Raw genomic sequence first — 24,484 nt, 5'->3', positions numbered from 1 at the left:
TACTAGGTACGGAATCGGCATCGATGGGGACCGCGGCTAAGCCAATTTCGCCGGGTTTCGCAGCAGCGCCTGAAGACGCTGCTGATCGGGGCTTTTCCACTCGGGTGAGACGGGGATTCCACCGCACCGCCCATAGCGAATCCACGAGGCGAGCCCTCAATTCCACACGCGCTTCTACCGTCCCCGAGCAGTCTCGAGACCACCTCAACGAGATGGGAGCTCGCATGTCACAAGTGCGACGCCGTATCACCCCTTTGACCGCCCAGCTGGACCGGGAATGGGAGCAGCACTACTCGCGCGAATGCATCGACCTCGGCGCTCTCGGCTCTGGCACCGGAGACGAGTGGATGACGCTGATGCGCGCCGGCTCGGCCGACCGGCAGGACGCAGTCCTGCGCGCTCTGCTCGAGCACGCCGCCCAGGGCAGTCCTGAAGCGGAGCGGGTGCTGTTGGCGATGATGATGCCGAAGGTCATCGCGTTCTCCCGCACCACTGTGCGCAGTGTTGCCGGCGCCGATGCCGTCGCGGTCGCGATCGGAGCCGCTTGGGAGGTGATCCGCACCTTCCGCGTCACACCCGGCATGCACCACGTCCGCGGTTCGCTCGTGCTGGCTATCCTGCGCACGATTCTCGCCGCTGAGCCACCGGCCCGGGAGATCCCCTTCGACCCGGCCCTGCTTCCGCATCCGCTCGAAAGCCCCACCCCTGAATGGATCGACCCGGGCGCACGGGTGGAGGCTGTGCTGGAGTGGGCAGTTGCAGCCGGAGTCCTGGACCCCGACCAAGCCCGCCTCATCGTGCGTATCGACGTGCTCGGGGAGGGGTACCGGGAGCTCGCCAGCGAGATGTCCGTCGACTACGACACCCTCCGCAAACGGGCATTCCGGGCCCGCCGCCGGCTTACCGCCGCCGCCTGCGGTGAGGGGTTGGGAATCAACATCGCGGCCGCTGACCTCGTACCTGGGTGGCACCAAGCCCGTGCAACAAACCGACACAACGTTGACTGAGCGCAGTCGGACACTAAGAATCGCCGCAGGCAGACGTTCCCCATGCGGGATATGCAGTCGCATTTCCCGCGACTGGCGTGAGCCTCTTGTTCCCGCCCTGCCGACGCGTCTAGCTGGACGGGTAAGCAGGAGGCACCAATGACACAGGCAACCGGCCTAACGGACCGAATTCCTCCACTTGCCCAACCGGACCGGTCCGCGCCGGCGCCGGTGCGGACCCGGCGCCGCGCGCCGGTGATCGCGGCCGGCGTCGTCCTTGTCGTGGTGGGCACGCTCACCTCCGTCGTGCTGCTGACCTCGGCGGGCAACTCCGTGACGGTCTTCATCACCGGAAGCGAGGTGCTCCGAGGGGAACCAATCGACTCGTCGATGCTCCGGGAGATGCAGATCGGCAGAGACCAGTCGCTGGATGTCTTCACGATCGACGACGCGTCCCGCGTCGTGGGACGGTACGCAAGCGTCGACCTGCCGGCGGGAAGCCTGCTGACCACCGCGAACACGGCGGAGGAGGTCGGCGTGCCCACGGGCCAGTCCCTGGTCGGCGTGCCGCTCGGTCCCGGACAGATGCCGGCGAGCCGCATCGTCGCCGGTGACCACGTCCGCCTTGTCGCCACGCAGCTGCTGGACGCGAGTGGCCGCCCGACCTCCGACGCCAACGCACTCCCGGTCGAGGCGATCGTTGCCGCCGTCGCCGCCGACGACACCGGCACTCTCACTATCGTCGACGTGCTGGTGCCTACCACGGCCGCGGCGTCCCTCGCCAGCCGCGCGGCGGCGGGAACGCTCGCGCTCGTCCTGGACCCGGTGGGGTGATGCATCGTGGCCATCGTCGGATTCGCGTCCATCGCCGGCTCTCCGGGGGTCACCACGTCCGCGGTCGCAACGGCCCTCCTGTGGCCGAGACCGGCGGTGTTTATCGAGGCCGACACCTCCAACATCAGCGCCGTGCTCCCCGGGCTGCTGCGCGGGCGACTGGACTACTCGCGGAGCCTCAGCCAGGCGATGCTGCTGCACACTGGCGGCGACCTCACCGCCGACGCCTTCCTCGACCCGACGCTGCCCTTGTCTGTGCCGATTCACGAGCTCCCCAAGGATCCGTATCTGCCCCACCCGTCTGTGCGCGACGGACATCGCCTCTGGGTGGTGGCGGGATTCGACAACCTCGATGCCGCCGACGGCACCAGCTCCCTGTGGACCGCGCTGACCGGGATCGGCGGCGAGCTGGAGGAGCTCGGCACCGACATGGTCGTCGATTTCGGCAGGCTGAACAGGGTCGAACCCCGGCAGGCACTGCTGGAGGCCTGTGACCGTCTCGTCATCGTCGCCCGGGCGAATCTGCCCGACCTGTTCCGGTCGATCGGGCGGATCTCCGAGCTCCGTGCCCGTTTGGCGCCCCTCGGCCGTGACTCGCACCTGAGGCTGCTGCTCATCGCCTCGCCCACCCGACACGGCACCGAGGCGCTGGACTTCGAGAAGCGTGTCGGAGTGGAGGTCATCAGCGTCCTGCCCTTCTCTCCCCGCGGCGCGGCGGGATACTCGGCCGGCATCTCCGAGCGGCATGCGAGAAGCTCGTACCAGCGCGCGGTCCGCCGGTTCGTTCAGGAACTGTCCCACCCGCTCACCACGCAACGCCGTCCGTGGCCCGCCGAGGCGGGAGCATCCCATGGCTGATCCTCGCGGCCGCGAACCGGCACCCGCCGACATCACCTCGCTGCCGCTGTTCCGCGACACCGCGACCCGTGAGCTGCCCCGTGCGGCGCGCCACCTTCTCGCCGCCGCTCAACCTGCACCCCTCCCCGGTCAGCCCGGTGTCCTCCCGGAGGCGAGCACAGTGTCGGCAGAGCTCATCGCCCCCGCCGCCATGGCTCCGTCGGCAGGGGTCGCTGTCCGCCCCCGACCGCGGACCACGAGCAGCACCGATCCCGACGGAGTCGTCGACTGGGATCTCGTCGAGTTGCTGCAGAAGACGGCCAGCGAGCTTCTCCCCCAAGCGGACGCCGTACGTCTGGGAGAGACCGTCTACCTCGACACCGCCACCGCGTCACCGGAGCTGAGCGAACGGGACCTCGACAACCAGGACATCATCCTCCGCGTGGTCAACGACTACGTCACCCGTCATGTGCTGCTGCAGCGCGGGCAGGACGCCGACTGGTCAGCCGACCAGCGGCACCGCTACGTCGAGGCGGTGTTCAACGAGATCTTCCGGTGGGGGAGGCTGCAGCCGCTGATCACCGAACCGGGCGCGAAGAGCATCAACATCCTCGGCCATGACAGGGTGATCGTCCGATACCAGGACGGCAGCTACGCGCTGAAACCGCCGATCGCCCGCAACGACGCGGAGCTGATGCGGCTGCTGCAGAACATCGCGAAGAAGCGGCACCGTGAGTTCTCCGATGTGAAGGCGTCGGTCGGCATCGATCTCGACGGGGCGCGTCTGAACCTGCTCGCGTCCTCGGTCGCGACCCAGCCCTCCGCCGGGATCCGCATCCACAACCATGTCGACGTCGACCTCGATGACATGGTCCGCCTGGGCACTCTCACCGGTCCCGCCGCGCGCCTGCTCACCGCGGCCGTGGCTGCGGAACGCAACGTGCTCATCTCCGGCGAGCCCGGCGCCGGCAAGACCACGCTGCTGCGTGCCTGCGCCGCAGCGATCCCCCGAGATGAGCTCATCGCGACCGTCGAGACCGAATACGAGCTGTATCTGCACAAGCTGCCCCACCGGCACGTCGCCGTGCTGCCGTTGCAGATGCGCGAAGGCACCGGGGAGGGAACCCACGGGGAATACTCGCTGCGGCAGGCCATCAAAGACGCGCTGCGCCACAACCTCAAGCGGGTGCTGGTCGGTGAGGTCCGCGGCGCGGAGGTGAAAGCGATGATGGAGTCGATGCAGATCGGCGGGGGATCGCTGGCCACCATCCACGCCGAGAGTCCCTCCGACGCGATCTTCCGTCTCGCGAACCTCATCATCGAGGAAGGCAACCTCACCAACGACTACTATCCGCTGCGGTTGATCCAGCAGCACATCCGCCTGATCGTGCAGGTGCGGGAGGTCACCGCCCCGGGCACGGCTCCCCGGCACATCGTGACCGAGATCGCCGAGGTCACCGCCCCCACCACAGAGAAGGGCCCGCCGCTGGCCCAGGCGCTGATGCGCTACGACCCGGACGCGGGCGAGCTGTCCTTCACCGGCACGCAGCCGACCCCGACGCTGCGGACCCAGCTCGAGCGCGTGGGACTTCCCGACGGGTTCTTCCACACCGGGGGGAGACGATGACACACCTGCTCACTGTGCTCGCCATCTCTGTCGCCCTGTGCGGCGTCGCTTTCATCCTCTACGGGTCGCTGACCGCCCCTGCCCCGCGCAGCGACACCACGCCCGCGCGTATGCGGGTCGTCGACCGCGCACGGGGACTTGTCCGCGGGATGAGCCGGCAGCGGGGGCGTCTTGTCGCCGGGGTGGTCGTCGGGATCGCGACGTGGCTGATCTCGGGATGGCCGGTCGCCCTGGTCGCGGTGCCGGCCGGGTTCCTGTTCCTCCCCGAGGTGCTCGTCAAGCCCAGTACCCGCGGACTGACCTTGACGGAGGCTCTGGCGGCGTGGACGCGGAACATCGCCGCGCTCGTGCAGACCGGGACGCTCGGCGTGGAGGACGTCATCCAACTGTCGCTACCCGCGACCGCGGAGAACATCCGCCCTACCGTGGCCACCCTGGTGTCCCGATTCCGCGGCGGGTGGGACACCCAGGACGCCCTGCGCGCCTTCGCCGACGACCTCGCCGACCCCGCCGCGGACAAGGTCACCGCCCACCTCATCCAGGCGGCACGCAAACGCGCCGGCGACCTGCCACGAGCGCTCGACGCGCTCGCGGAGGAGATGGCCGCCGAGGCACGCGTGCGCCGTGCCATCGAGGCGGACCGCGCGAAGCCGCGGCAGAGCCTGCGCATCGTGACCCTCATCACCGTGGGCGTCGTCCTGGTCCTTCCCCTCTTCGGCCGCTCCGGCCAGTTCGCCGGCTACGCGACACCGATCGGGCAGGCGATGCTCGCGTTCTGGATCGCCTGCTACATCGGCCTGCTGCTGTGGGTGCGCGCGATCCTGCGGGAAAGCCCCCCGTCACGCCTGTTCGCGTCGAAGGAGCCGGACCGATGAGCTGGTGGATGCTCGCGTTGCCCGGCCTGTTGGTCGGATGCGGGGCGGCGGTGCTCGTCAGCGCGCTCGCCCCCCGTCACGTCCACGTCGCCTCGGCGCTGACCCGCCTGGGAACGACGACCCGCCCGGATGCGCCGTCGCGCCGGGATGCACCCAGCATCATCGGCGAGTGGGCGCACCGCCACCTCCCCGACGCGCCCGGCTTCCGGATCCCGGCCGCCGACCTCGTCCTGATCGGGATGCCACCTGCGGCATTCCTCTACCGCAAAGTCCTGGGCGCCGCTGTCGGCCTGCTGGTCCCGCTGCTGCTGGGCGCGCTCATCAACCTGGTCCTCCCAGTGCTGCCGCTGTGGATCTGGATGGCCATCTCCGTGGTCGCCGCGGTGGTCGGCTGGACAAGCCCGGACGCCGAGGTGCGCACCCGCGCGCGGCGTGCCCGGGCCGAATTCACCCGCGCGATGGCCGTATATGTCGGCCTCGTGGCCGTGGAGCTCAGCGACGGCGCGACCGGACCTGCCCGCGCGATGGCCAATGCCGCGAGCGTCGCCGACTCGTGGGTCTTCCGACGCATACGCGAAGAGCTCACTCTCGCCGAGTACACCGGACAGACCCAATGGGACGCGCTGGAACGACTCGCTGAGCAGATCCAGGTCCCCGCCTTGCAGGACGCCTCCCGGATCATGCGCCTCGCCGGCGACGGCGCACGCGTCACCGATTCCCTGCGCGGAGCCGGCGACGCGCTGCGCAACGCCATCGTCAGCCAGGCGCACGCAGAAGCCAACGCCCAGAGCGTGAAGATCGGCCCCCCGCTGGCGCTCACGGTCTTCGTCCTCGCAGGACTGTTCATGACCCCCGCGGTGATGGCGATCATCGCGAGATGACCCCGGTGCGGCATGACGCATCACCAATAGAAGAAGAGATGAGAGGAAGAGACCATGGATGAGATCCCCACCCGAGCAGTCCTGCTCGTCGGCGGCATCCTGCTGGCCGGTGTCGTCGTCGCGCTGATCACGGCGTTCGCCACCGGGACGCTGAACCCCGTCATCGGCTGAGACATGCGCGCACCGACACGCCCGCCGCCCAACTCCGCGTGGGCGCGGCTGCTGGGTCGCGGTCGGCGACAACGAGGAGTCGCGGAGGCCGCACTCCTGTATCCGTTCCTGCTGCTGCTCACCTTCACCGGCCTGCAGCTGGGGTTCTATTTCCACGCCGCCCAGGTCGCCCAGGCCGCGGCGACCGTCGCGTTCAACGGTGCGCACGGACTGGACGCATCCGCGTCCGACGGGGATGCGGCCGCGACCGCATTCCTCGACTCACGTCGTGGCGAGCTCCTCGCGGCCAGCGTCGACGTTCAGCTGACACCCACCGAGCTGACCGTCATTGTGACCGGCCAGGCTCCCGGGATCATCCCCGGCTGGGTCTGGCTGGATGTCAACGGCACCTACACGGGTCCGGTGGAACGGTGGACGGGATGACCGTTCGGCGCTTCTTCGGCTCGCACGTACGGCAGCGGGGGGAGATGGACATGTCCGCGGAAACCGCCGTCCTCGCGGTCGGCGTGATCATTCTGCTCGGCTTCACCATCTCGTTCGGATGGATCAATCAGACCGAGACGAGTCTGCACGCGGCAGCGGCCACCGCAGCGCGAGAGATCTCACTGCTGCGCGACCCCGACACCGCCGCCACTCAGGGTGACGATGCCGCCCGTAGAGCGATCGATGCCCACGGCGTGTCGTGCCAGACTCTCACCGTCGACGTCGACCCATCCGGACTACGTGCGCCGCTGGGGGAGATCGGAATCGTGAGCGTGACGATCACCTGCACCATCGCACTCGTCGATCTGCCTCTCGCTGACGCGCCCCTGACCACCTCCATGACCGCCACCGGTACCAACCCGGTCGATCGCTACCGTGAACGATCATGAAGGCCAGCAGCTACGTCGCCGCCGCGGTCCTCGCCCTCGTCGTGGTGATCGCCTGGGTCGTCGACGGAGGAGGGCAGATCCTCGCCCAGCAGCGCGCAATGACCCTCGCCCAGGACGCGGCACGGGTAGGCGCAAACGCCGTGTCTGGCCACGTCGTCGCCACCGGCGCTGTCGCGATCGATGTCACCGCAGCACGAGCCGCCGCGCTCGAATACATCGCCGCCGCCGGCGAGTCCGGGTCGGCGTCCGTGATCGCAAACACTGTCACGGTCACCGTAACCGCCAGCTACGACACGATCTTCGCGGTCTTCCCGGGCCTGGAGACACTACGTGCCGAGGCCACCGCCTCCGCACGACTGATCAGCGGCTAAGGAGCACCGATGACCATCCTTCGACCGACCACGCTCGCCGCGCTGGGCCTGAGCGTCGTCCTTCTCGCCGGCTGTGCACCGACGGTGCCGCCTACCCCCGACCCGTCGCCCTCCGTGAACACGCCGTCCCCTTCGCCATCCGCCACCCCGATAGCCACCCCCGACACGGTCGGTCCGCCCTCCACCGCCGACGACGCGATCGCGCACGCGGTCGACACGATCGGCCGGTACATGCAGCTGCGCTCCGCCGTGTACGCCGACCCGTCCGGACAGCACGACCTCGCCGCCCTGGTCGGCGGAGCCGCCGAGAGCCGGCTGCGCGACGAGGCCTCTCAGCTGGCAGCGCAGGGCATCCACGCCGAGGGGCAGTTCCGCTTCGAAACATCATCCGGACAGGCATCCGAAGCCGTCGTCGACGGCGCCTCCATCCCGTTCGGAACCGTCACCCTCGGTGGATGCTACGACTCCAGCCAAGTCGAGCTCCTGTACGCGGACGGCGGCCCTGTTCCGGTCGCTGATGTTCGCCGTGTGCGCTTCCAGCCCGTCCTGGTCTACCGGCCCACGACACAGTCCTGGATCGTGTTCGACACTCCATCTCCCGCTGAGCCAGAGCCATGCTGAGACGTCACCGCAACTGGATTGTCCTGCTGACCATGCTCACTCTGCTGGCGGCACTCGCACCGCTGCCGGCCCACGCGGACGTGCAGGAACCCCACTGCGACGCGATCGCCCTGGCCTGTACGATCCAGCTGGATCGGCCACCCACGGATCCGGCACCCGACCCGCACACGGGGGTGACGCCGGGGCCAGCGCAATGCCTGGCGGATGTCGGCAGCGGGTACGTGGAGGTGCCGTGCGTGTCCGAGCACGGGCACTGGAGCAACGCGAGCCAGTGCTACTGGGAGCTGCGCGATCCGGCCGTCCTCGGCGAGCACCCGCCACCACCTGGTGCTGACCCGACGGGAGCCTGGTATCTGTGCACGCCATACGCGCCAGGCGCCGGGTTCGTCGTCGCCACTGGTCACTGGCTCACACAGCCTCCACCAGGGTTGGAGCTCACGCCTGGCCAGGCCGCCGCGCGGATCGTCCAAACCATGACCTTCCACGGCATCGACATCGGCATGGCACCCGACGTGAACGCCGAGTGGGGGCACCGGCGCGGGCACGTCGGCATCCCGATCTGGCTGTGGGCACAGAACCGCACCGCGCAGAACTGGGGTCCCTACACCGTCACCGCCACCCTCGGAGGCCAAACGGTCACCGTCACGGCCCGTGTGACCGGCGTGGTGTGGGTCATGGGCGACGGTGCCACAGTCGCCTGCGCAGGACCGGGGACCCCCTATGACGAGGCGCGGGGCCTGGGCGCCTCCCCCGACTGCGGTCACTCCTATGCGCTCACGAGCAGACAGCAACCCGGCGGCTACTACTCCGTCGTTGCACGCAGCCAATGGGATGTCGATTGGGTCGGAGGCGGACAGAGTGGAACCATCCCGCTCACCGCGGAGAGCACGGTCCCCCTCGAGATCCAGGAACTCCAGTCCGTCAACGTTCCCAACCGTTGACAAGAATCCGAGAGAACGGCACGCGGAAATGAGACGCATCCTCGCAAGCATCGCCTCGGTACTGGCCGCGGCCGTCCTCATCATCGGCGCCCCCGCCGTCCTGCTGGCACTGGCCGGGAACCCCCTGCCCTCCTGGGAGACACTCAGCGAGGCGATGACCGTCCCCGACTTCGGCGGCCGCTTCTTCCTCGGCACGGTTCTTCCGCTGATCGGGTGGGGCGCCTGGGCGTTCTTCACCGTTCCCCTCTTCGCCGCCATCCCCACCGCGATCCACCACGCCCGCCGCGGCGCCACCCCGCGCCCCGCCCCGGCGGCCTTCCGGATGCAGCAAGCGGCCGCATCCGCGCTCGTCGCCGCCATCCTGGTCATCTTCGGCGCCACCGCCACGCCTGCCTCCGCGGCATCCACCGGACCGCCCGCGATGACCAGTGCTGTTCCGGCGGCCGACATCTCGCAGCCCACTGAGATACCCGCGGCATCCCGACCCGAACAGCCCGTCACCACGGAACATGAGTTCCTGGAGCGGACGATCGTGCCCGGCGACACGCTCTGGGACATCGCCGCCGAAGAGCTCGGTGCCGGCGAACGGTATCCGGAGATCTTCGAGGCATCCACCCACATCGAACAGCCCGGCGGAAGACGCCTGACCGACCCCGACCTGATTCTGCCCGGCTGGACCGTCCACATCCCGCAGCCCCGCAGCGCTCCCGTCGCCACGCCGGAGCCGGCAGCCCCGCCCGCGGATGACCACGCAACGCCCACCCCTCCTGAGCCCGACCGGCAGGCACTTCCGGGGCCGGGCATCGACCACCCCACGCCGACCGCGGATCCGGAAGTCGCTCAGGCTCCGCACACGGTCGCCGACACCGCCACCGACACGGACGGCGGCGACGAGGACAGCGACCTCGCCGCCGTGGTGCGCACCGCAGGAGGCATCTCCGGGCTGCTCGCCGCCGGGCTCTTGACCGTGCTTGTGGCGTTGCGGGTGCACCAGCGTCGACGTCGCCGGAGCGGGGAACGTCTCCGGCTCCCCGACGAGCAAACCCACCAGCTGGAACGCCAGCTGCGCGACGCCAGCGACGAAGCGGGCATCGCCGACGTCGATCGAGCCGCACGAGCCCTCGGCGCCTGGGCGGCCAGCACCGGCACGGCCCTGCCCGCCCTGTACGCGATCCGGCTCGACACCACCGGCCCCACATTCTTCCTGGCCGACCCGGTCCGACTGCCGGCACCCTTCGAATCCGCCAGCGACGACGACCTGGTCTGGACCTACCCCGCCGCCGCGGCCGATCTTGCGCCCGGCGCGGTGAACCCCTATCCGTCGCTGCTGCTGCTGGGCCAGGACCCCGTCGGCGCGCACATCCTGATCGACCTCGAGCACTGGCGGACCCTCCAGGTTCACGGCGACCCCGCCCAGGTCGCCGCCGCGCTCACGTCGATGACGCTGGAGCTTTCCACCGCGCAGTGGTCTGACGACCTGCGCGTCACGGTCGTGGGCGCGCACCACGGACTGGCCCGCGCTGTGGACACCGGACGAGTCCGGTATCTGAACGACGCCGAGTCGCTGCTGCCGGCCCTGCGCGCGCGCACCATGGACGTCCGCCGGGCGCTCGCCGACGCCGGTCACGCGTCGATCGCCGACGCCCGGATCAGCGACTCTCCCGACTCATGGTCCACCGAGGTCGTCATCATCCACACCACGCTCACCGACGCGCAAGCGGACGCGCTTGCCGACATCGTCTCGCACAGCGACCAGGCCGGCATCGCGGTGATTGCCGGGCAACCGCTCCTCGACGGCGCGCAGTTGCGTCTGCGCGACGACGAGCACGCGTCCCTGGAGCCCATCGGCCTTGAACTGCATCCTCAGCACGTGGGCGACGAGGTCCTCAGCCTCCTGACCCGCCTGATGAACGACGCCGCGGCGCCACCCCGCACCTCCGAACACGATGCGCCGGCGGCCGCCAGACGACCCGCACCCGTTGTCGACGACGATGACCCGTCCCACCCCACGGAGACACGTCCTCCTGACGATGAGGAGCCTCCGCCTCAGGCGAGCGCTCAGCCTAATGCCCCATACCTGCGGCTGCTCGGACCGGTGGGCATCGATCTTCCCGAACGCGAGGGGGAGCCGCGGGCGCCCGCCCCCGGCCGCGGGGTCGAGCTCGTCGCCTACCTGCACCTGCACCCGCACGCGACCACCGACCAACTCGCCCAGGCGTTCTGGCCCAACGCCGCCCCCCAGGCCGCGTCCATGTCGATGCGCAAGCTCACCAACCACACCAGGAACTGGCTCGGCGCCACCGATGCGGACGTCGACACGGGCACAGTGGAGAACTATCTTCCTCGCTACGACTCCACCCACGGGTACCGCCTTCACACCGGGATCCGCAGCGACTGGGGCGAGTTCGAGGACCTCGTCGGCACCGACATCACCGCGGCGAGCTCCGAGCGGCTGCGGGCGGCACTGCGCCTGGTCAAGGGGCAGCCGTTCGCGGGCATCAAGCAACGATTCTGGGCCTGGTGTCACCTCGACCTGGAGGAGATGATCGCGCGGATCAGCGACGTCGCGGACGAGCTGTTCCGGCGCGCCTACGCGGCCCGCGACCACGGCCGCGCCCAGTTCGCCGCCACCGTCGGCAACGTGGTGGACCCGGTCAACGAGACCGCCTGGCGCAATCTGATGCTCAGTGCCCTGGCCAAGGGCGACACCGACCGGTTCGAACGGATCGTCGGCGATCTGGAACGGTATCTGGACAGCTTCGACGAGGGCTACGAACCCGAGCCCGAGACTCAGTCCCTGATCGATGAGGGTCGCCGGGAACTGGTCACGGACCCATGACCCGCCCCGCACCACCCGCCGTCGCGCCCGCGGCGCCGCACCGCCTGATCCCGGCCGCCACGACCGGACTTGCGATCGCGGTCGGCGCCGTTGCCACCGGGATCGACCGGGCCCTCCCGCCCGCCGGAACGGCGGCGCTGCTGGGCGCGGGCGCCATCGTTCTCGTGGCGGTGAGCGTCGTCGACCTCCGCACACATCAGATCCCGGACCGGCTGCTGCTGCCCCTGACCGGTCTTGCGGTGGGGTGGCTGGCCGCCGGCGCGCTGCTGACCGGCGATCTGGCGCGCACACATCTCGGCGGTGCTGCGCTGGCAGCCGTGGTGCTCGCCGCCGTGTACTTCGTGCTGGGACTGCTGGGGGCGGTCGGGTTCGGCGACGTGAAGCTCGCCGGCGCCCTCGGGCTGTGGGTCGGCGGCCTCGGTGGGGTCGCGTGGATGCTCATCCCGGTCGTCGCCGTGGGGATCAGCGGGATGCATCAGCTCGTCGTGTACGTGCTGCATCGACCCGGCGCCGTGGCGCATGGCCCGGCACTCGCGGTGGCAGCCGCGGTGTGCACGGTGGCCGCGCTGTCCGCGTGAACGCGGCCACTCAGTCCCAGGACGACTTGCGGACGAAGCGCGCCGGGTCCTTCCACGCGGCGACCACCTTTTCCACCCGTTCGGCGAGGTCTGTGCTCGACTCGAGCGGGATGGGTGCGCCGGTTCCCGGGTGAACCGCGGTCGCCCGGTAGAAGGTCGAACTGGCGCTGCGAACGTTCCACTGTTCGATCCACCCGATGCGTGCACCGTCGAGCATCACGTCCCACTCCGGCGGAGCGTTGCGCGACCGATGAGACTTCGGCGGCAGGCGCCGCAGTCCGACACCGTCGGGAAGCTCGATCGGTACTTTCTCACTCGAAGACACGCAGCACCTCGAACCTGTCCGGCGCCGTCTCGCGCAGATCGAACACGTACGTCAAGACGCCCGACGAGATCCGTCTACTCACGCAAGCGGCGTCGATGGTGGACGCCGCCTACGAAGAGCTGCACCGCTTCCTGCGGCCGGGCGTGCGTGAGAACGAGGCCGTCGGCGTCGTCGCGAAGACGCTCTACGACCTCGGATCGGAATACGTCGAGGGGGTCAACGCGATCTCGGGGGAGCGTTGCTCGCCGCATCCGCATGTCTTCTCCGACAGGCTCATCCGGCCGGGCGACCCCGCCTTCTTCGACATCCTCCACAGCTGGAACGGATATCGGACCTGCTACTACCGCACCTTCGCCGTGGGGTCCGCGTCGAGCAAGCAACGCGACGCGTACACGCGCGCACGCGAGTACATGGACCGTGCCATCGCTCTGGTGAAGCCGGGTGCGACCACGGCCGACATCGTTAAGGTGTGGCCGACGGCGCAGGAGTTCGGCTTCGCCGACGAAATGGCGGCGTTCGCGCTGCAGTACGGCCATGGCGTCGGCCTGTCGATCTGGGAGAAGCCGATCTTCTCGCGTCTCACTTCGCTCGATCACCCCGAGACGATCGAGGAGGGCATGGTCTTCGCTCTGGAGACCTATTGGCCGTCCGCGGACGGCTGGGGTGCCGCACGGATCGAGGAAGAGCTCGTCGTGACCGCAGACGGCTGCGAAGTCATCACCAAGTTCCCCGCCGAAGAGCTCATCGTCGCCGGTCGTCAGTACTACACGATCGACGGCCCGCTCAACCTCAACCGTGACAGCCAGTCACACCTGAATACGACGTGGGGGCGAGGAGAGGTATGACTGACGTCGGATTCCTCGGGCTCGGTTCCATGGGCACCGCGATGGCAAGACGTCTGATCGGCGCCGGACACACTGTGCTGGTATGGAACCGTTCCAGCGGCCCCATGGAAGAGCTCCTGGCCGCCGGCGCCCGCCGCGCGGACTCCCCGGAAGAGGCGCTCGCTACCCGAGTGTCGTTCAGCATGCTGGCCAATGACGAGGCAGCCGAGGCCGTCCTCGGTGGCGGTGTGGCTGCGGCGGCCGGGTCCATACATGTCAACTCAGCTTCGATCGGCATGGCGGCCGCAGATCGGCTCGCGACCCTCTACGCCGATCATGGGGCCGGATACGTGGCCGCCCCCGTGCTTGGGCGTCCGCCGGTGGCCGCAGCCGGCCAGCTGCACATCCTTGCGGCGGGACCGAGCGACATCGTGGACGCCGTGGTGCCTTATCTCGAGCACCTGGGAAAGCGCGTCTGGCGGCTGGGGGAAAAGGCGTCCATGGCCAATGTCGTCAAGGTCGCCGTGAACTACAACATCATCCACGCGCTCCAGGCCCTCGGCGAGTCGCTCACGCTCGTCGAGCGACAAGGAGTGGACTCCGACACCTTCGTCGAGCTGCTCACGAGCAGCCTCTTCGGGGGCGTTGTGTACTCCGGGTACGGCGCAGAGATTGCTGCACGCAGCTACACCCCACCAGCATTCAGGATGTCCCTGGGCCACAAGGATCTCGCTCTCGCACGCGAGGTCGCAGAGGCGGGGGGTGTCAGGCCGGCGACGATGCCGGCGCTAGTCGCCGTGTTCGAGCGGGCTCTGGCCGACCCAGAGCTCGCAGAGTACGACTGGAGCGCCATCGCTGAGGTCACACGACGCGATCTCCTCTAGTCATGGGCTCCGGAACCCCCGAAGCACGCAATCACACACACGTCCGGGTCGGCATCGTGGTGCCTGACGCGGCAATCGAAGGAGGAGCAGTGGCAGACAAGACGATCGTCATCGTGGGCGGGACTTCGGGCATTGGACTCGAGCTCGCACGAGACGTCGCCGCGCGGGGCGATTCGGTGGTCATCACGGGACGCGACGAGGCTCGAACCCAGGAGATCGCGCGCTCGATCGGCAGCCGAGCAACGGGGATCGCTCTCGACATCTCAGAGCCCGAGACGATCGCCCAGGCGCTGCGAGCGATCCCGGGCCCGGTGCATGGCCTCGTGCTCTCAGCGATCGAAAGGGACTCGAACTCTGTTCGTGAATACAGTGTCGAACGCGCCCGCAGGCTCACGGTGCTGAAGCTCGTTGGATACACTGAAGTGGTACATACGCTTCTTGACCGCCTTGACCCAGGCCGCGGGACGGGGATCGTCCTTTTCGGTGGTGGGGCGAAGGATCTGCCGTACCCGGGGTCCACGACCGTGTCGACCATCAACGGCGGTGTTGACGGGCTCACTCGCACTCTCGCGTTGGAATTGGCGCCCATTCGGGTCAATGCTCTGCATCCCGGGATCATCGGAGACAGCCCCTTCTGGGCGTCGAAACCCGAGGGCGTCCTTGACACCTACACATCTCGCACCCCGGGAGGCGAGTTGGCTACGGTCGCAGACGTCGTGGGCGCGACGCGCTTCCTGTTGGAGAACCAGGGTGTCTCAGGAGTGAGTCTGCCGGTCAACAGAGGGTGGTTTCTCACCTGAGCAAGTTGAGCGGCCAATCGGATGGGTCGCCATGCGCCAGATGCGAATGTGCTGCGGGATGGTGCACGAGCGTGTTGAACGAGGCGGCCGCCCGATTCGCGCGGACGGCGACGGAGTGGAACTCGTTTATCGGTCGTTCCGACGGCGCATCGGGGCGCAGACCGCGGAGGCGATCATCGGTCTGTTCGAGTCGGTTCGATCGACCTAGAAGGAAGTGATTCGATGAGTGACCCCAAAGTCCCACTGACGATCCTGGGCAACGCTGACGCGGACGGTATCTGTGGGTCGGATGGATGTCTCCTCCCGATCGGCAGCTCCTCGAACGTGTCTCCTGATGAAGAGAGCCTCAGCTCGCAGCTTGACACCGGGCATGACTGATCAGAATGCAGCTGTTCCTGCTCGCCGCGAGGTCTTGGAGGCTCTGCTGACGGCCGAGCCGCTGAGGCTACGCCGGCGGAGCATCTCGCTCGGTGTGCATCCCGACGACGCCGACGACGTGGCCCAGACGATCGCGTTGCGTGCGTGGCGGTCGGTGGATACAGTCGCCTCTTCCGAACCGAAGTCACTGTGCGCGTGGATCGACGTGATCGCGCGTACAACGGCGGCCGACCTGTTTCGCCTGCGTTCTCGCCGGCCCGAGGAGCAACTCTCCGTCAGTCTCTCCGCTGCGCACGATGTCCTCAGCGCGGTCGACGATCGTGTGCGTCTCCGCCAGGCCGTGGATGCGATCCACGATCTGCCTGACACGTTGCGCGACCCATTCGTGCTCTCAGTAATGGAAGGCCGCAGCGCCGCCGAGACCGCCGCGATGCTCGGTATCAACCCATCAGCGGTGCGTCAGCGATTGACGCGTGCGCGCTCCATGCTGCGAGCCGAACTTCGGACCGAGGGAGGCGAGTCGGGCGTGTGAACGGTGGGCAGGAGGTTGAGCGGACTCCACCCCCTGCCCAGCGGCCGGGCTCAGGCCGTTCCGAACGGATTGTCGATGGTGTATCGCCAGCCCTTCGCTTCGTCAAGGGTCGCGACATCGGCGGTGCTGCCCGACAGCGACACCGCCGCGCCGTCAGGCCCCGTGCCTTCTATCTTCCAATCGGCGACGGCGAGGCCGGTCGCTCCGGCGACGAACGTGTGACGCACGGTCAGCGAGATCGGCAAGTCGATCCCGAGAAAGCTCTCAAGTGCAGCCCGCACTTGATCTGCGCCCTGCACCGGCTGCCCTGGAGCAGGCACAAAGACCGTCTCAGGCGTGGTGAGAGCAACGAGGCCGTCCAAGTCACGGGCATTGAAGCGATCGGCGAACGCCCGCGGCAGCTCAGCGAGGTCGAAGATGGCAGTTGTCATGACGGATCTCTTTCGTGTCATGGCCACGCCGACTTGCGCGGCCTCACAGAGAAAGACGTCCAGGCTCCGGATTTGTGACATGGTCGTCGACTCGCGCCGCTGAGGGAAGGGGCGGGAGCAGAACGAGTCGTTCCTGGGAATGCGGAGCGTCCTGCCGAATGGGAAACACCGGGCAGCAGGCCATGAACGCATCCGCGAGTCGAGACTACTTCGAACCCATCGTCCCTTTGCTCGGTCGATCGCGTTGCGGATCCAGGCGGGGAACCCTGCCGGAGTCGACCAACGATCCCGGAGATGCTGGACCTGCGGCTCCGCTCGCGGATACACCCTCAGCCGTGCAGGGCCGTCCCAGCCATAGGCTTCGCCCTGCTGCAGATCCCTGTCGAGCGAACTACGGTGGACGAAGCGGGATAATTAGCCATGTTGCACGAATGCATCGTAAGCTGGTACGAAGTGCATTCACACTTAACACAACGTTCGTAACGGGAGAGGGCGCTTCAATCCAAGGTGCGCCTGAGGAGAGAGACGTGTCCGCAGCCACCTACGATGCGCATCGTGATGCCTGGATCGCCCGCGAAGAACAGGCGGAGCAGCTTATACCGCGGATCGGCCGCCTGTACCGTGACCACGGGGTGGTGACGTCGATTCACGGGCATCGGCTCATCAATCTGTCCGCTGCCGGCGTCATTTCGGTGCACGAGCGCGCACGTGAACTCGGCCACGAGGAACTCCCCCTTGCCGAGACATCGGTCGTGATCGATGCGCTACTCAAGATCTCACCTAGCCCCGCGTCGATCGACGTGGCGCGGCTAGCGGCGTCGTTGCGCGACGCGGCAGCGTCGGACGTCGTGGATCACGTGCGCAGCATTCTCGCAGCAGCGCCGCGCGAGGCGCCCCCCGTCGCTGGCACGGACGTGGTGCTCTACGGATTCGGCCGAATTGGTCGGCTGCTTGCTCGAATCCTCGTCGCCCACGCGGGAAACGGTCGCGGGCTGCGGTTGCGCGCGATCGTGGTGCGTCGCGGGTCGGAGAATGATCTCGTCAAGCGGGCAAGTCTGCTCGCTCGCGACTCGGTCCACGGGCCATTCGCTGGCTCGGTGACGGTAGACGCCGCACACGACGTGCTGATTGCTAACGGCACCCGAATCCAAGTCATCTACTCCGATGACCCGGCTGGGATCGACTACACGGCGTACGGAATCCACGACGCGATCGTCGTTGATAACACGGGCCGCTGGCGTGATGAGTCTGGCCTGGCTCAGCATCTGCGAAGTTCGGGTGTGGCACGGGTGCTGCTGACCGCGCCTGGGAAGAAGCCGCTAAAGAACATCGTGCACGGCATCAACGATGAGACGATCACAGCAGCCGACCGGATGCTGTCGGCTGCGTCATGCACAACGAACGCGATCACTCCAGTGCTCAAGGCGATCGACGAGGCCTACGGGGTCGCTCGCGGCCACGTCGAGACCGTGCACTCATTCACGAATGACCAGAACCTCACCGACAACTTCCACAAAGGCGACCGGCGGGGAAGGTCCGCGGTGCTGAACATGGTCATCACCGAGACAGGGGCAGCAGAAGCGGTCGCAAAGGCGCTGCCGAAACTTGCCGGGAAGCTCACCGGCTCGGCCATTCGTGTACCAACCCCGGACGTTTCGCTCGCGATCCTCAATCTGACGCTCGACCGTCCGGCGACGAAGGACGACGTCAACGACTACCTCCGTCGCGTATCGCTGCATTCGCAACTGCGGCAGCAGATTGACTACGTCGAATCACCTGAGGTTGTCTCTACTGACTTCGTCGGTTCGCATCGCGCGGGGATCGTCGATGGGCTCGCCACGATTGTCGACGGTGTGAATCTTGTCCTCTATGTCTGGTACGACAACGAGTACGGCTATTCATGTCAAGTGATTCGCGTGCTCGAGCGGATGGCCGGTACACACCCGATTGTCATTCCGACGCGCCGTGACGTCCGCCTCGAGGCGGCGGCCATCTGATGGTTCTAGCCCATCCCTCGACGGCTCGTCGACGGAGGTGAGCCAGTGTCGGGGAAGAGTCGGCCCTCGGGGGACCCGTGCGATCATTGACGGCGACCCCGGTCGCTCCGGAGACTGCACTCCTTGCTGGGCCTCTCGTGGCAGGTTGTGAAGATCGCGGCGGGCCCGCTGTGCTACTTCAGTCCCACCGGACGCCTTCGCTGTTACGGGCGCCGTAGGGACCGTCTCCGATCGCAGTCTCGATCGCGGCGAAGTCATCGGCAGTAAGGCTCAGCCTAGCTGCCGCGAGGTTCTCTTCGACCCGCCTCGGGCTGCGGCTTCCTGGAATCGGCACGATGAAGTCACCCCGCGCGAGGAGCCAGGCAAGCGCGAGCTGTGAGACCGTCGCGGCCTTGCCCACAGCGATCGCTGTCAGCCTCTGGACGATCTCGTAGTTCTTGTCGAAGTTTTCCGGCTGCCACCACGGAAGGCCTGCGCCGGAGTTGCGACTGTCTGTGCCGTCGTAGTCCGCGGTCGACTTCTTCAGGCTGCCGGTGAGGAAACCGCGCGCCAGCGGCGAGTACGGAACGAACCCGATGCCCAGTTCGTTGAGAACGGGGAACAGTGTCTCGACTTCTCGCGTGAAGAGTGAATATTCACTCTGCACGACGGATACCGGCTGTACGGCATGTGCGCGGCGGATCGTGTTCGGTCCCGCTTCGCTCAGACCGAAGTACTTGACCTTGCCGGAATCGATGAACTCCTTTACGACTCCGGCGACGTCCTCGATGGGAACGTTCGGGTCCACTCTGTGCTGGTATATGACGTCGATGTAGTCGACGCCGAGGTACCCCAGGCTGTTGTCGATGACTTCACGGACGTGCTCCGGGCGGCTGTCGTAACCGAACTCGCGGGTGAAGCCGAACTTCGTCGCGATGGCGATCTCGTCACGGAAGTGCTTCACGGCGCGGCCGAGGAACTTCTCGCCCTCTCCCCACCCGTACAGCTCGGCGGTGTCGAAGAGAGTAACGCCCAGCTCGTGTGCCTTCTTGATCGCGGCCGTGGCCTCAGTCTCATCCGTCGGCCCGTAGGCCATGACGAGTCCCATTGAGCCGTAGCCCAGCTCCGAGACGGTCAGTCCCTGCTGACCGAGTGTGCGCTTCTTCATCACGTTGTCCTTCCTGGAGACTTACAACACCCTACGTCAAAACTGACACAGCATGACACAAACGGCGCGGTATGCTCGGAACATGAACCGTCCCCCGGCCCCGGCTAGCGGGTTGCGTGCGATAACTCGCGAAGCAGTGCGCGAACGCATCGCCGAGCACGCGCTCATCCTCTTCGATGAGAAGGGGTTCGAGCAGACCACCATCGAAGACATCGTGACCGCGGTCGGTATCTCGGTTCGCAGCTACTTCCGCTACTACGCCAGCAAAGAAGACGCCGTGATCGGCGACCTTGTCATCGCAGGCACCCAGCTCCGGGACAACGTCGCCCGGCGACTGGCAGACCAGACGCCCTGGCGGGCACTGCACCTCGGCATGCGCGATGGCGCGGAGCAAATCGACGCGCAGCCCGACAAGTGGCTTCGAACCATGCGTGTGATCTACAGTGCAGCATCACTCCGCGCACGAAACCTCGAAAAGCACCTCGCCTGGTCCGCCCTGCTCACACCTCTAATCAGGGAACGCCTCGAGGACGACCCTCTCTTCGTTGACCTCGAGGCTCGCACACTAGTCGGCAGCGCCTTCGCCTGCCTAGACGCAGCCCTTGCCTCGTGGACCGAGACCAACGCCGCCGTGCCGTTCGGTGACGCCCTAGATGCAGCATTCACCGTCCGCTACTAGGGGCCGCGTCTCCTGGTTGGGTGCGCAGGTGAGCGCTGCGTGGAAGGATGACTCCGGCGCTGCTGGCCCTGCTACGCTGACCGCCCTGACTGCAGCTAGGCTGTGGACATCTAGCACGCACGACGATCCGCCGTCATGAGTTTCGATCGGTCACCACCGTGTCATCACATGACTCCCGGAATCCTCCATGCTGATCCGATATACTTCGAGTTGTGCACAAAGCACATTCCTTGAGTATCCAACGATCTCCAGGAGTTCCAGACCTGTACTGCGCAGTGCGGGGAGCTATCGGATGCCTCCCCCCTACCGTGGGTTCAAATCCCACCGTCACCGCCACCGTCAAAGCCCCGCGAACCCTTGGAAACACTGGGATCGCGGGGCTTCTGTCATTAGCAGAATCAGCAAGTGAGAACGAAATGAGAACGAACGTGTTCTCATCGCCCTTAACTCGTCGCCGATAGTCGCCGTCGCCGCGGACTAGAAGCCATGCCGCTACCACTCGATATGGTGGGCGGCATGCAGCGACCGACGTGGTTCTTGGATGAGACAACGTCTCTGGGTCGAGAGAACACCGATCCTGAGCACGTGGCCCACTACGACGCGAAGGAAGACGCCGGCGCAGCGAGCGAGATCGCAGCCCTGCGGAAGGTGTTTCCGGCCGGGAGCTCGGATGTCGTCGATCTCGGAGCCGGAACGGGGCAGTTCGCACTGCTCGCCGCAGAGCAGTGGGAAAACGTGACGGCCGTGGATCCCTCACCTGTGATGCTCAGGGTCCTCCGTGAGAAAGCGGAAGCCGCAGGTTCGTCGCTCCATATCGTGGAGGCGGGGTACCTAACTTACGAGCGCCCGTCCGAATCGGTCGATCTCGTCTACTCCCGCTACGCGCTGCACCACCTCCCCGACTTCTGGAAGGCCATCGCGCTTGCGCGCATCCGAGCGATGCTTCGCCCTGGCGGGATCCTCCGCCTGTGGGATGTCGTGTACCACTTTCCGCTGGAAAGTGCGATCGAACGGATCGAGCACTGGTGCTCGACCGGCTACGCGGACGAGGAAGGCGGATGGACGCGTGCCGACCTCGAAGAACACGTCCGAGACGAGCACTCCACCTTCACGTGGCTACTCGAACCAATGCTCACCGAGGCAGGCTTCGCGATCGAGGAAGCCGGCTATGGCGACGACGGGATTTTCGCCAAGTATCTCCTCCGCGCAGTCTGACCCACCGTCGCGCGAACGCAGTGGGTGGGCAAGCGGCGCTACCGTCCCGCCTTATCGGCTCAGTCCGCCACCATTCAGCGGGAGAAAGACATGTGCGGTCGATGAAGGCATGATTTGGTTTGGCGGAGTTGGCTGTGTCACCTCTAATAGTGTGATCGTTGCTTGACGCGCTCTACTCAAGGCCTCGGCGACGTTGTCGAGGTCGTCGTCGAAGAGGTCCGCATAGGTGTCTAGTGTCATCGCTGCTGAAGCATGGCCGAGCATCCGTTGCACGGCTTTGACGTTCGCGCCCGCGCTGATGGCGAGGCTGGCTGCGGTGTGGCGCAGGTCGTGGGGCGTCACTCGCGGAAAATCCGGATCTTGTGTCGCTGCCCGGCGTACGGCGCCCGCGAACCATCCGTCCTGCGAGTTGGGTAGGCGGAGGTGTGACTGACCATCTCCAAACAGAAGGGCCTCTCGTCCTTTCCCGAACACGGCGGCACGGACGATGTTCTCGAGAAAGTCCGGGTAAGGCACGGAGCGGGTTACATGCGATTTCGGTGTGCCGGTGTGGACCGTGCCATTGACCATGACGGCGTTTTCGTGCACGTGAACCCGCCGCCGGATGAGATCCACATCCTTGACGCGAAGACCGCTAGCCTCGCCCCATCGCAGCCCGGTGTAGGCGAGGAAAAGAACCAGCTCCGGATGGATCGAGCAGTGTGCAAGTATGCCGACCTGTGTGTGAGACAGATAGATATGCCGCTTGCCGCGCTTCTTCGGCAACCGAATCCCTCGAGACGGGTTCTCGGCGATTCGTCGATCTCGTACCGCGATATCGAGGATCGAGGCCAGTATTCCGTAACAGCGAATCACCGTGGTTGCGCCGCGGTCTTTGGTCAACGCGGTTACCCAACTCCGCACATCACTGTGTCGGATAGCGCCCACTTGTACCGCGCCCCAGCGTGGTTGGACGTGGACTCGCCATGCCGACTCAAGAGGGTGAAGAGAGGACGGCTTGATGACGGCGGCCTGATCTTGCAACCAGTCTGCGCCGAGGTCGGCGATCGTGATGCGGGCGTCGCCCGGGTCCACGTACTGATTGGCTGAGATGGAAACGGAGACTGTCGCGATGTACTCCTCGGCTTCGCGCTTCGTGCGGAAACCGCGCTTGGCGGCGTTCGTACCGTCGGGTTTGCGATATCGAACGAGGTACCGCTTGCCCTCTTTGGTCTTGTAAGGATGGACGCTACCCATCCGCCTGTCGGCCGGGCGTGTAGCTCATTCCTTCGAGGCGTCCTGCGGCGCGCGCTTTGTAGATCCAGTCCGCGGCGGTGCGGTGGGGGACGCCGAGTTCGACTTGGACGGCTTTGACGGGGGGTAGCCCGGCGAGGGCTGCGGTGCCGTAGAGGATCTCGATGACGTCCATGCGTTCGGCTTTCATGCCGCGCTTCACGACCGCTTCGGCCATCCATTCGGGGATGACCCGTCCGTCGTTGGCAGTGAGATCTGCGACGGTGATCCACGCTCCGTCATCCGAGTCAGACAGTTGCAGGGCGATGCAGTGCGGGATCGCGGCTTGCAGGATCGCTTGGGTCACGACCCGGCGCAGTGCGGTTTCGTCGAAGTCGTCTCCGACGGCGCGGTTGACGACGGTGGTCATCACGTACCGGCCGGCACCGGGGACGTATCTCGCTTCGATCGCGGTTTCGATCCCGGTGTCTTCGTTCACAGCTGTAGCGACGAACTGGGGGGCTATGCGTAGCGCGGACCCGACGGGCAGCGTCGCTGCCAGAGCGGTCATGGTGTCGCCGTTGGGTGTCTTCACGTCGACCTTCACCTCCTTAGTTTGCCTTACCGCGCTACGGATTCACGAAAAGCCCTTGACTAAGTGAATATCTAAGTACAACACTCTTGTCAATCCCACTGGTGGAAATGCAGGAGAGGTTGAGAGATGGCGATGACAGCGGACCGGCCCACGATCGGGCTTCCCGAGGTGTATCTCACGCCCGCGCAGGTCGCGGAGCAGCTCCCCGGTGTGACGGAGAACGCGCTCGCGATCTGGCGGCATCGACGGCAGGGCCCGCCGTTCTGCCGACTCGGCCGCACCGTCGTCTACCCACTGGAGCCTCTGACGCTATGGGTTGCCAGTCACACATTTCCGGGAGGCTCACGTGGACGCTGATCAGTCGCTGCGGATCGTTGCGGTCGTGAATCAGAAGGGCGGGGTGGGGAAGACGACCATTACCGTTCAGCTCGCGGCGACCCTGTCCCGCAGGTCTCGGGTGCTGGTGGTGGATGTGGACCCGCAGCAGTCCAGTGTCTGGTGGGCTGACAACGCTGGCGCCGGTCTGCCGTTCGATTTCGCGGGCAGGCAACATCCGAACGTCCTGGTCCGGCTGCGTGAACTGCACGCGACGTACGACCTCGTCCTGGTCGACACCCCCGGTTCGCTGGAGAGCACTAAGCCCCTGGAGACGGTCCTGGATGCGGTGGACTTCGCGATCGTCCCGCTCACTCCGGAGCCGCTCGCGGTCGAACCAACCATTCGGACGATCACCACGCTGATCGAACCACGGCATGTTCGGCACGCCGTGGTGTTGAACCGGATCGATCCACGGGCCCTGACCCCAGTTCTTGGACACGCTGAATCCAGCATTTTGCTGGGGAAGCGAGATGATCAGAATCATGGTTAGGAAGAACTACTCCGACGGGTTCCGGCGGCAGGCCGTGGACTTGTACGAGTCCACTCCCGGGGCGACGGTGCGTGGCATCGCCGCTGATCTCGGGATCGAGCGCGGCACGTTGCGGCTGTGGCTGGAGCGGCACGGGACGGGCCGGAACACGGCTGCGGACGGCA

At 66.7% G+C, this 24,484-nt stretch carries 27 protein-coding genes; 22 read left to right on the top strand and 5 right to left on the bottom strand.

The features are described 5' to 3' along the window. The first annotated feature begins 224 nt into the window (after positions 1-224). The 13 genes from C2868_RS11195 to C2868_RS11135 all read left to right on the top strand — a co-directional run bounded on the left by C2868_RS11195 (position 225) and on the right by C2868_RS11135 (position 12,433). The gene (locus C2868_RS11195) at positions 225-1,007 is read left to right on the top strand and encodes a sigma factor-like helix-turn-helix DNA-binding protein (protein ID WP_100812152.1); all 783 of its coding nucleotides are present in this window, start codon (positions 225-227) and stop codon (positions 1,005-1,007) included. Between the two features lie 210 nt (positions 1,008-1,217). Beyond that, positions 1,218-1,820, top strand: coding sequence for an SAF domain-containing protein (locus C2868_RS11190; protein ID WP_146048049.1), 603 nt, complete (start codon positions 1,218-1,220; stop codon positions 1,818-1,820). 6 nt (positions 1,821-1,826) lie between these two features. Then, positions 1,827-2,678, top strand: a complete 852-nt coding sequence (locus C2868_RS11185) for a hypothetical protein (RefSeq protein WP_100812150.1) — start codon at positions 1,827-1,829, stop codon at positions 2,676-2,678. After that, complete coding sequence (locus C2868_RS11180) at positions 2,671-4,284, top strand: CpaF family protein (protein WP_157813996.1); 1,614 nt, start codon at positions 2,671-2,673, stop codon at positions 4,282-4,284. Before C2868_RS11185 ends, C2868_RS11180 begins: the two co-directional genes overlap by 8 nt. Then, positions 4,281-5,159, top strand: a complete 879-nt coding sequence (locus C2868_RS11175) for a type II secretion system F family protein (RefSeq protein ID WP_100812148.1) — start codon at positions 4,281-4,283, stop codon at positions 5,157-5,159. The genes C2868_RS11180 and C2868_RS11175 overlap by 4 nt, the downstream gene beginning before the upstream one ends. Beyond that, complete coding sequence (locus tag C2868_RS11170) at positions 5,156-6,040, top strand: hypothetical protein (RefSeq protein WP_100812147.1); 885 nt, start codon at positions 5,156-5,158, stop codon at positions 6,038-6,040. The genes C2868_RS11175 and C2868_RS11170 overlap by 4 nt, the downstream gene beginning before the upstream one ends. A gap of 174 nt (positions 6,041-6,214) precedes the next feature. After that, complete coding sequence (locus C2868_RS11165; RefSeq protein ID WP_100812146.1) at positions 6,215-6,634, top strand: TadE/TadG family type IV pilus assembly protein; 420 nt, start codon at positions 6,215-6,217, stop codon at positions 6,632-6,634. A 50-nt stretch (positions 6,635-6,684) separates the two neighbouring features. Next, the gene (locus C2868_RS11160) at positions 6,685-7,083 is read left to right on the top strand and encodes a pilus assembly protein TadE (RefSeq protein WP_146048048.1); all 399 of its coding nucleotides are present in this window, start codon (positions 6,685-6,687) and stop codon (positions 7,081-7,083) included. Beyond that, the gene (locus C2868_RS11155) at positions 7,080-7,454 is read left to right on the top strand and encodes a hypothetical protein (protein WP_100812144.1); all 375 of its coding nucleotides are present in this window, start codon (positions 7,080-7,082) and stop codon (positions 7,452-7,454) included. The genes C2868_RS11160 and C2868_RS11155 overlap by 4 nt, the downstream gene beginning before the upstream one ends. 9 nt (positions 7,455-7,463) lie before the next feature. Beyond that, a complete protein-coding gene (locus tag C2868_RS11150) occupies positions 7,464-8,075 on the top strand; it encodes a hypothetical protein (protein ID WP_100812143.1) in 612 nt (203 codons plus the stop codon). Beyond that, a complete protein-coding gene (locus C2868_RS17240; RefSeq protein ID WP_146048047.1) occupies positions 8,069-9,016 on the top strand; it encodes a hypothetical protein in 948 nt (315 codons plus the stop codon). The genes C2868_RS11150 and C2868_RS17240 overlap by 7 nt, the downstream gene beginning before the upstream one ends. A 28-nt stretch (positions 9,017-9,044) precedes the next feature. Beyond that, on the top strand, positions 9,045-11,855 hold the full coding sequence (locus C2868_RS11140; RefSeq protein WP_103663366.1) for a hypothetical protein: 2,811 nt from the start codon (positions 9,045-9,047) through the stop codon (positions 11,853-11,855). After that, positions 11,852-12,433 carry a prepilin peptidase gene (locus C2868_RS11135; protein WP_100812140.1) on the top strand — a complete coding sequence of 194 codons (582 nt, stop codon included), beginning with the start codon at positions 11,852-11,854 and terminating at the stop codon, positions 12,431-12,433. Before C2868_RS11140 ends, C2868_RS11135 begins: the two co-directional genes overlap by 4 nt. 10 nt (positions 12,434-12,443) lie before the next feature. Here C2868_RS11135 and C2868_RS11130 read toward each other — a convergent pair whose 3' ends face one another. Further along, on the bottom strand, positions 12,444-12,758 hold the full coding sequence (locus tag C2868_RS11130) for a hypothetical protein (protein WP_100812139.1): 315 nt from the start codon (positions 12,756-12,758) through the stop codon (positions 12,444-12,446). A 95-nt stretch (positions 12,759-12,853) separates the two neighbouring features. On the opposite strand from C2868_RS11130, the gene C2868_RS11125 reads away from it, so the two are divergent. From C2868_RS11125 to C2868_RS11110, 4 genes are all read left to right on the top strand, one after another. Next, a complete protein-coding gene (locus tag C2868_RS11125) occupies positions 12,854-13,603 on the top strand; it encodes a Xaa-Pro peptidase family protein (RefSeq protein ID WP_258034438.1) in 750 nt (249 codons plus the stop codon). Continuing rightward, complete coding sequence (locus tag C2868_RS11120) at positions 13,600-14,466, top strand: NAD(P)-dependent oxidoreductase (protein ID WP_103663364.1); 867 nt, start codon at positions 13,600-13,602, stop codon at positions 14,464-14,466. Before C2868_RS11125 ends, C2868_RS11120 begins: the two co-directional genes overlap by 4 nt. A gap of 89 nt (positions 14,467-14,555) precedes the next feature. Further along, entirely contained in the window at positions 14,556-15,266 is a 711-nt protein-coding gene (locus tag C2868_RS11115) for an SDR family NAD(P)-dependent oxidoreductase (RefSeq protein ID WP_103663402.1), read from the top strand. 370 nt (positions 15,267-15,636) lie between these two features. Next, positions 15,637-16,176 carry an RNA polymerase sigma factor gene (locus C2868_RS11110; protein ID WP_100812107.1) on the top strand — a complete coding sequence of 180 codons (540 nt, stop codon included), beginning with the start codon at positions 15,637-15,639 and terminating at the stop codon, positions 16,174-16,176. Positions 16,177-16,226: 50 nt separating this feature from the next. On the opposite strand, the gene C2868_RS11105 is transcribed toward C2868_RS11110, so the two are convergent. After that, positions 16,227-16,607: a nuclear transport factor 2 family protein gene (locus tag C2868_RS11105; RefSeq protein WP_100812106.1), complete on the bottom strand. Its 381-nt coding sequence runs from the start codon at positions 16,605-16,607 to the stop codon at positions 16,227-16,229. 527 nt (positions 16,608-17,134) lie between these two features. On the opposite strand from C2868_RS11105, the gene C2868_RS11100 reads away from it, so the two are divergent. Continuing rightward, positions 17,135-18,604: a glyceraldehyde-3-phosphate dehydrogenase gene (locus C2868_RS11100; protein ID WP_258034437.1), complete on the top strand. Its 1,470-nt coding sequence runs from the start codon at positions 17,135-17,137 to the stop codon at positions 18,602-18,604. Positions 18,605-18,782: 178 nt separating this feature from the next. Here C2868_RS11100 and C2868_RS11095 read toward each other — a convergent pair whose 3' ends face one another. After that, on the bottom strand, positions 18,783-19,751 hold the full coding sequence (locus tag C2868_RS11095) for an aldo/keto reductase (RefSeq protein WP_100812104.1): 969 nt from the start codon (positions 19,749-19,751) through the stop codon (positions 18,783-18,785). 82 nt (positions 19,752-19,833) lie between these two features. Here C2868_RS11095 and C2868_RS11090 point away from each other — a divergent pair, with 82 nt between their 5' ends. Both C2868_RS11090 and C2868_RS11085 read left to right on the top strand, forming a co-directional pair. Continuing rightward, the gene (locus C2868_RS11090) at positions 19,834-20,430 is read left to right on the top strand and encodes a TetR/AcrR family transcriptional regulator (protein WP_100812103.1); all 597 of its coding nucleotides are present in this window, start codon (positions 19,834-19,836) and stop codon (positions 20,428-20,430) included. A 585-nt stretch (positions 20,431-21,015) separates the two neighbouring features. Next, entirely contained in the window at positions 21,016-21,645 is a 630-nt protein-coding gene (locus C2868_RS11085) for a class I SAM-dependent methyltransferase (RefSeq protein ID WP_219811475.1), read from the top strand. Between the two features lie 51 nt (positions 21,646-21,696). Here C2868_RS11085 and C2868_RS11080 read toward each other — a convergent pair whose 3' ends face one another. Both C2868_RS11080 and C2868_RS11075 read right to left on the bottom strand, forming a co-directional pair. Beyond that, positions 21,697-22,881, bottom strand: coding sequence for a site-specific integrase (locus C2868_RS11080; RefSeq protein WP_103663363.1), 1,185 nt, complete (start codon positions 22,879-22,881; stop codon positions 21,697-21,699). Then, positions 22,874-23,464, bottom strand: coding sequence for a hypothetical protein (locus C2868_RS11075; protein WP_258034436.1), 591 nt, complete (start codon positions 23,462-23,464; stop codon positions 22,874-22,876). The genes C2868_RS11080 and C2868_RS11075 overlap by 8 nt, the downstream gene beginning before the upstream one ends. Before the next feature lie 334 nt (positions 23,465-23,798). Here C2868_RS11075 and C2868_RS11065 point away from each other — a divergent pair, with 334 nt between their 5' ends. Both C2868_RS11065 and C2868_RS11060 read left to right on the top strand, forming a co-directional pair. Further along, entirely contained in the window at positions 23,799-24,320 is a 522-nt protein-coding gene (locus tag C2868_RS11065) for a ParA family protein (protein ID WP_181003450.1), read from the top strand. Beyond that, positions 24,313-24,484, top strand: a 172-nt coding sequence (locus C2868_RS11060) for a transposase (RefSeq protein WP_146048056.1), incomplete at its 3' end; no start/stop codon positions are given. The genes C2868_RS11065 and C2868_RS11060, both read left to right, overlap by 8 nt.

This window comes from Microbacterium sp. CJ77, from assembly GCF_002911615.1.
Lineage (GTDB): Bacteria > Actinomycetota > Actinomycetes > Actinomycetales > Microbacteriaceae > Microbacterium.
This window is presented reverse-complemented; position numbering and strand designations above follow the sequence as displayed.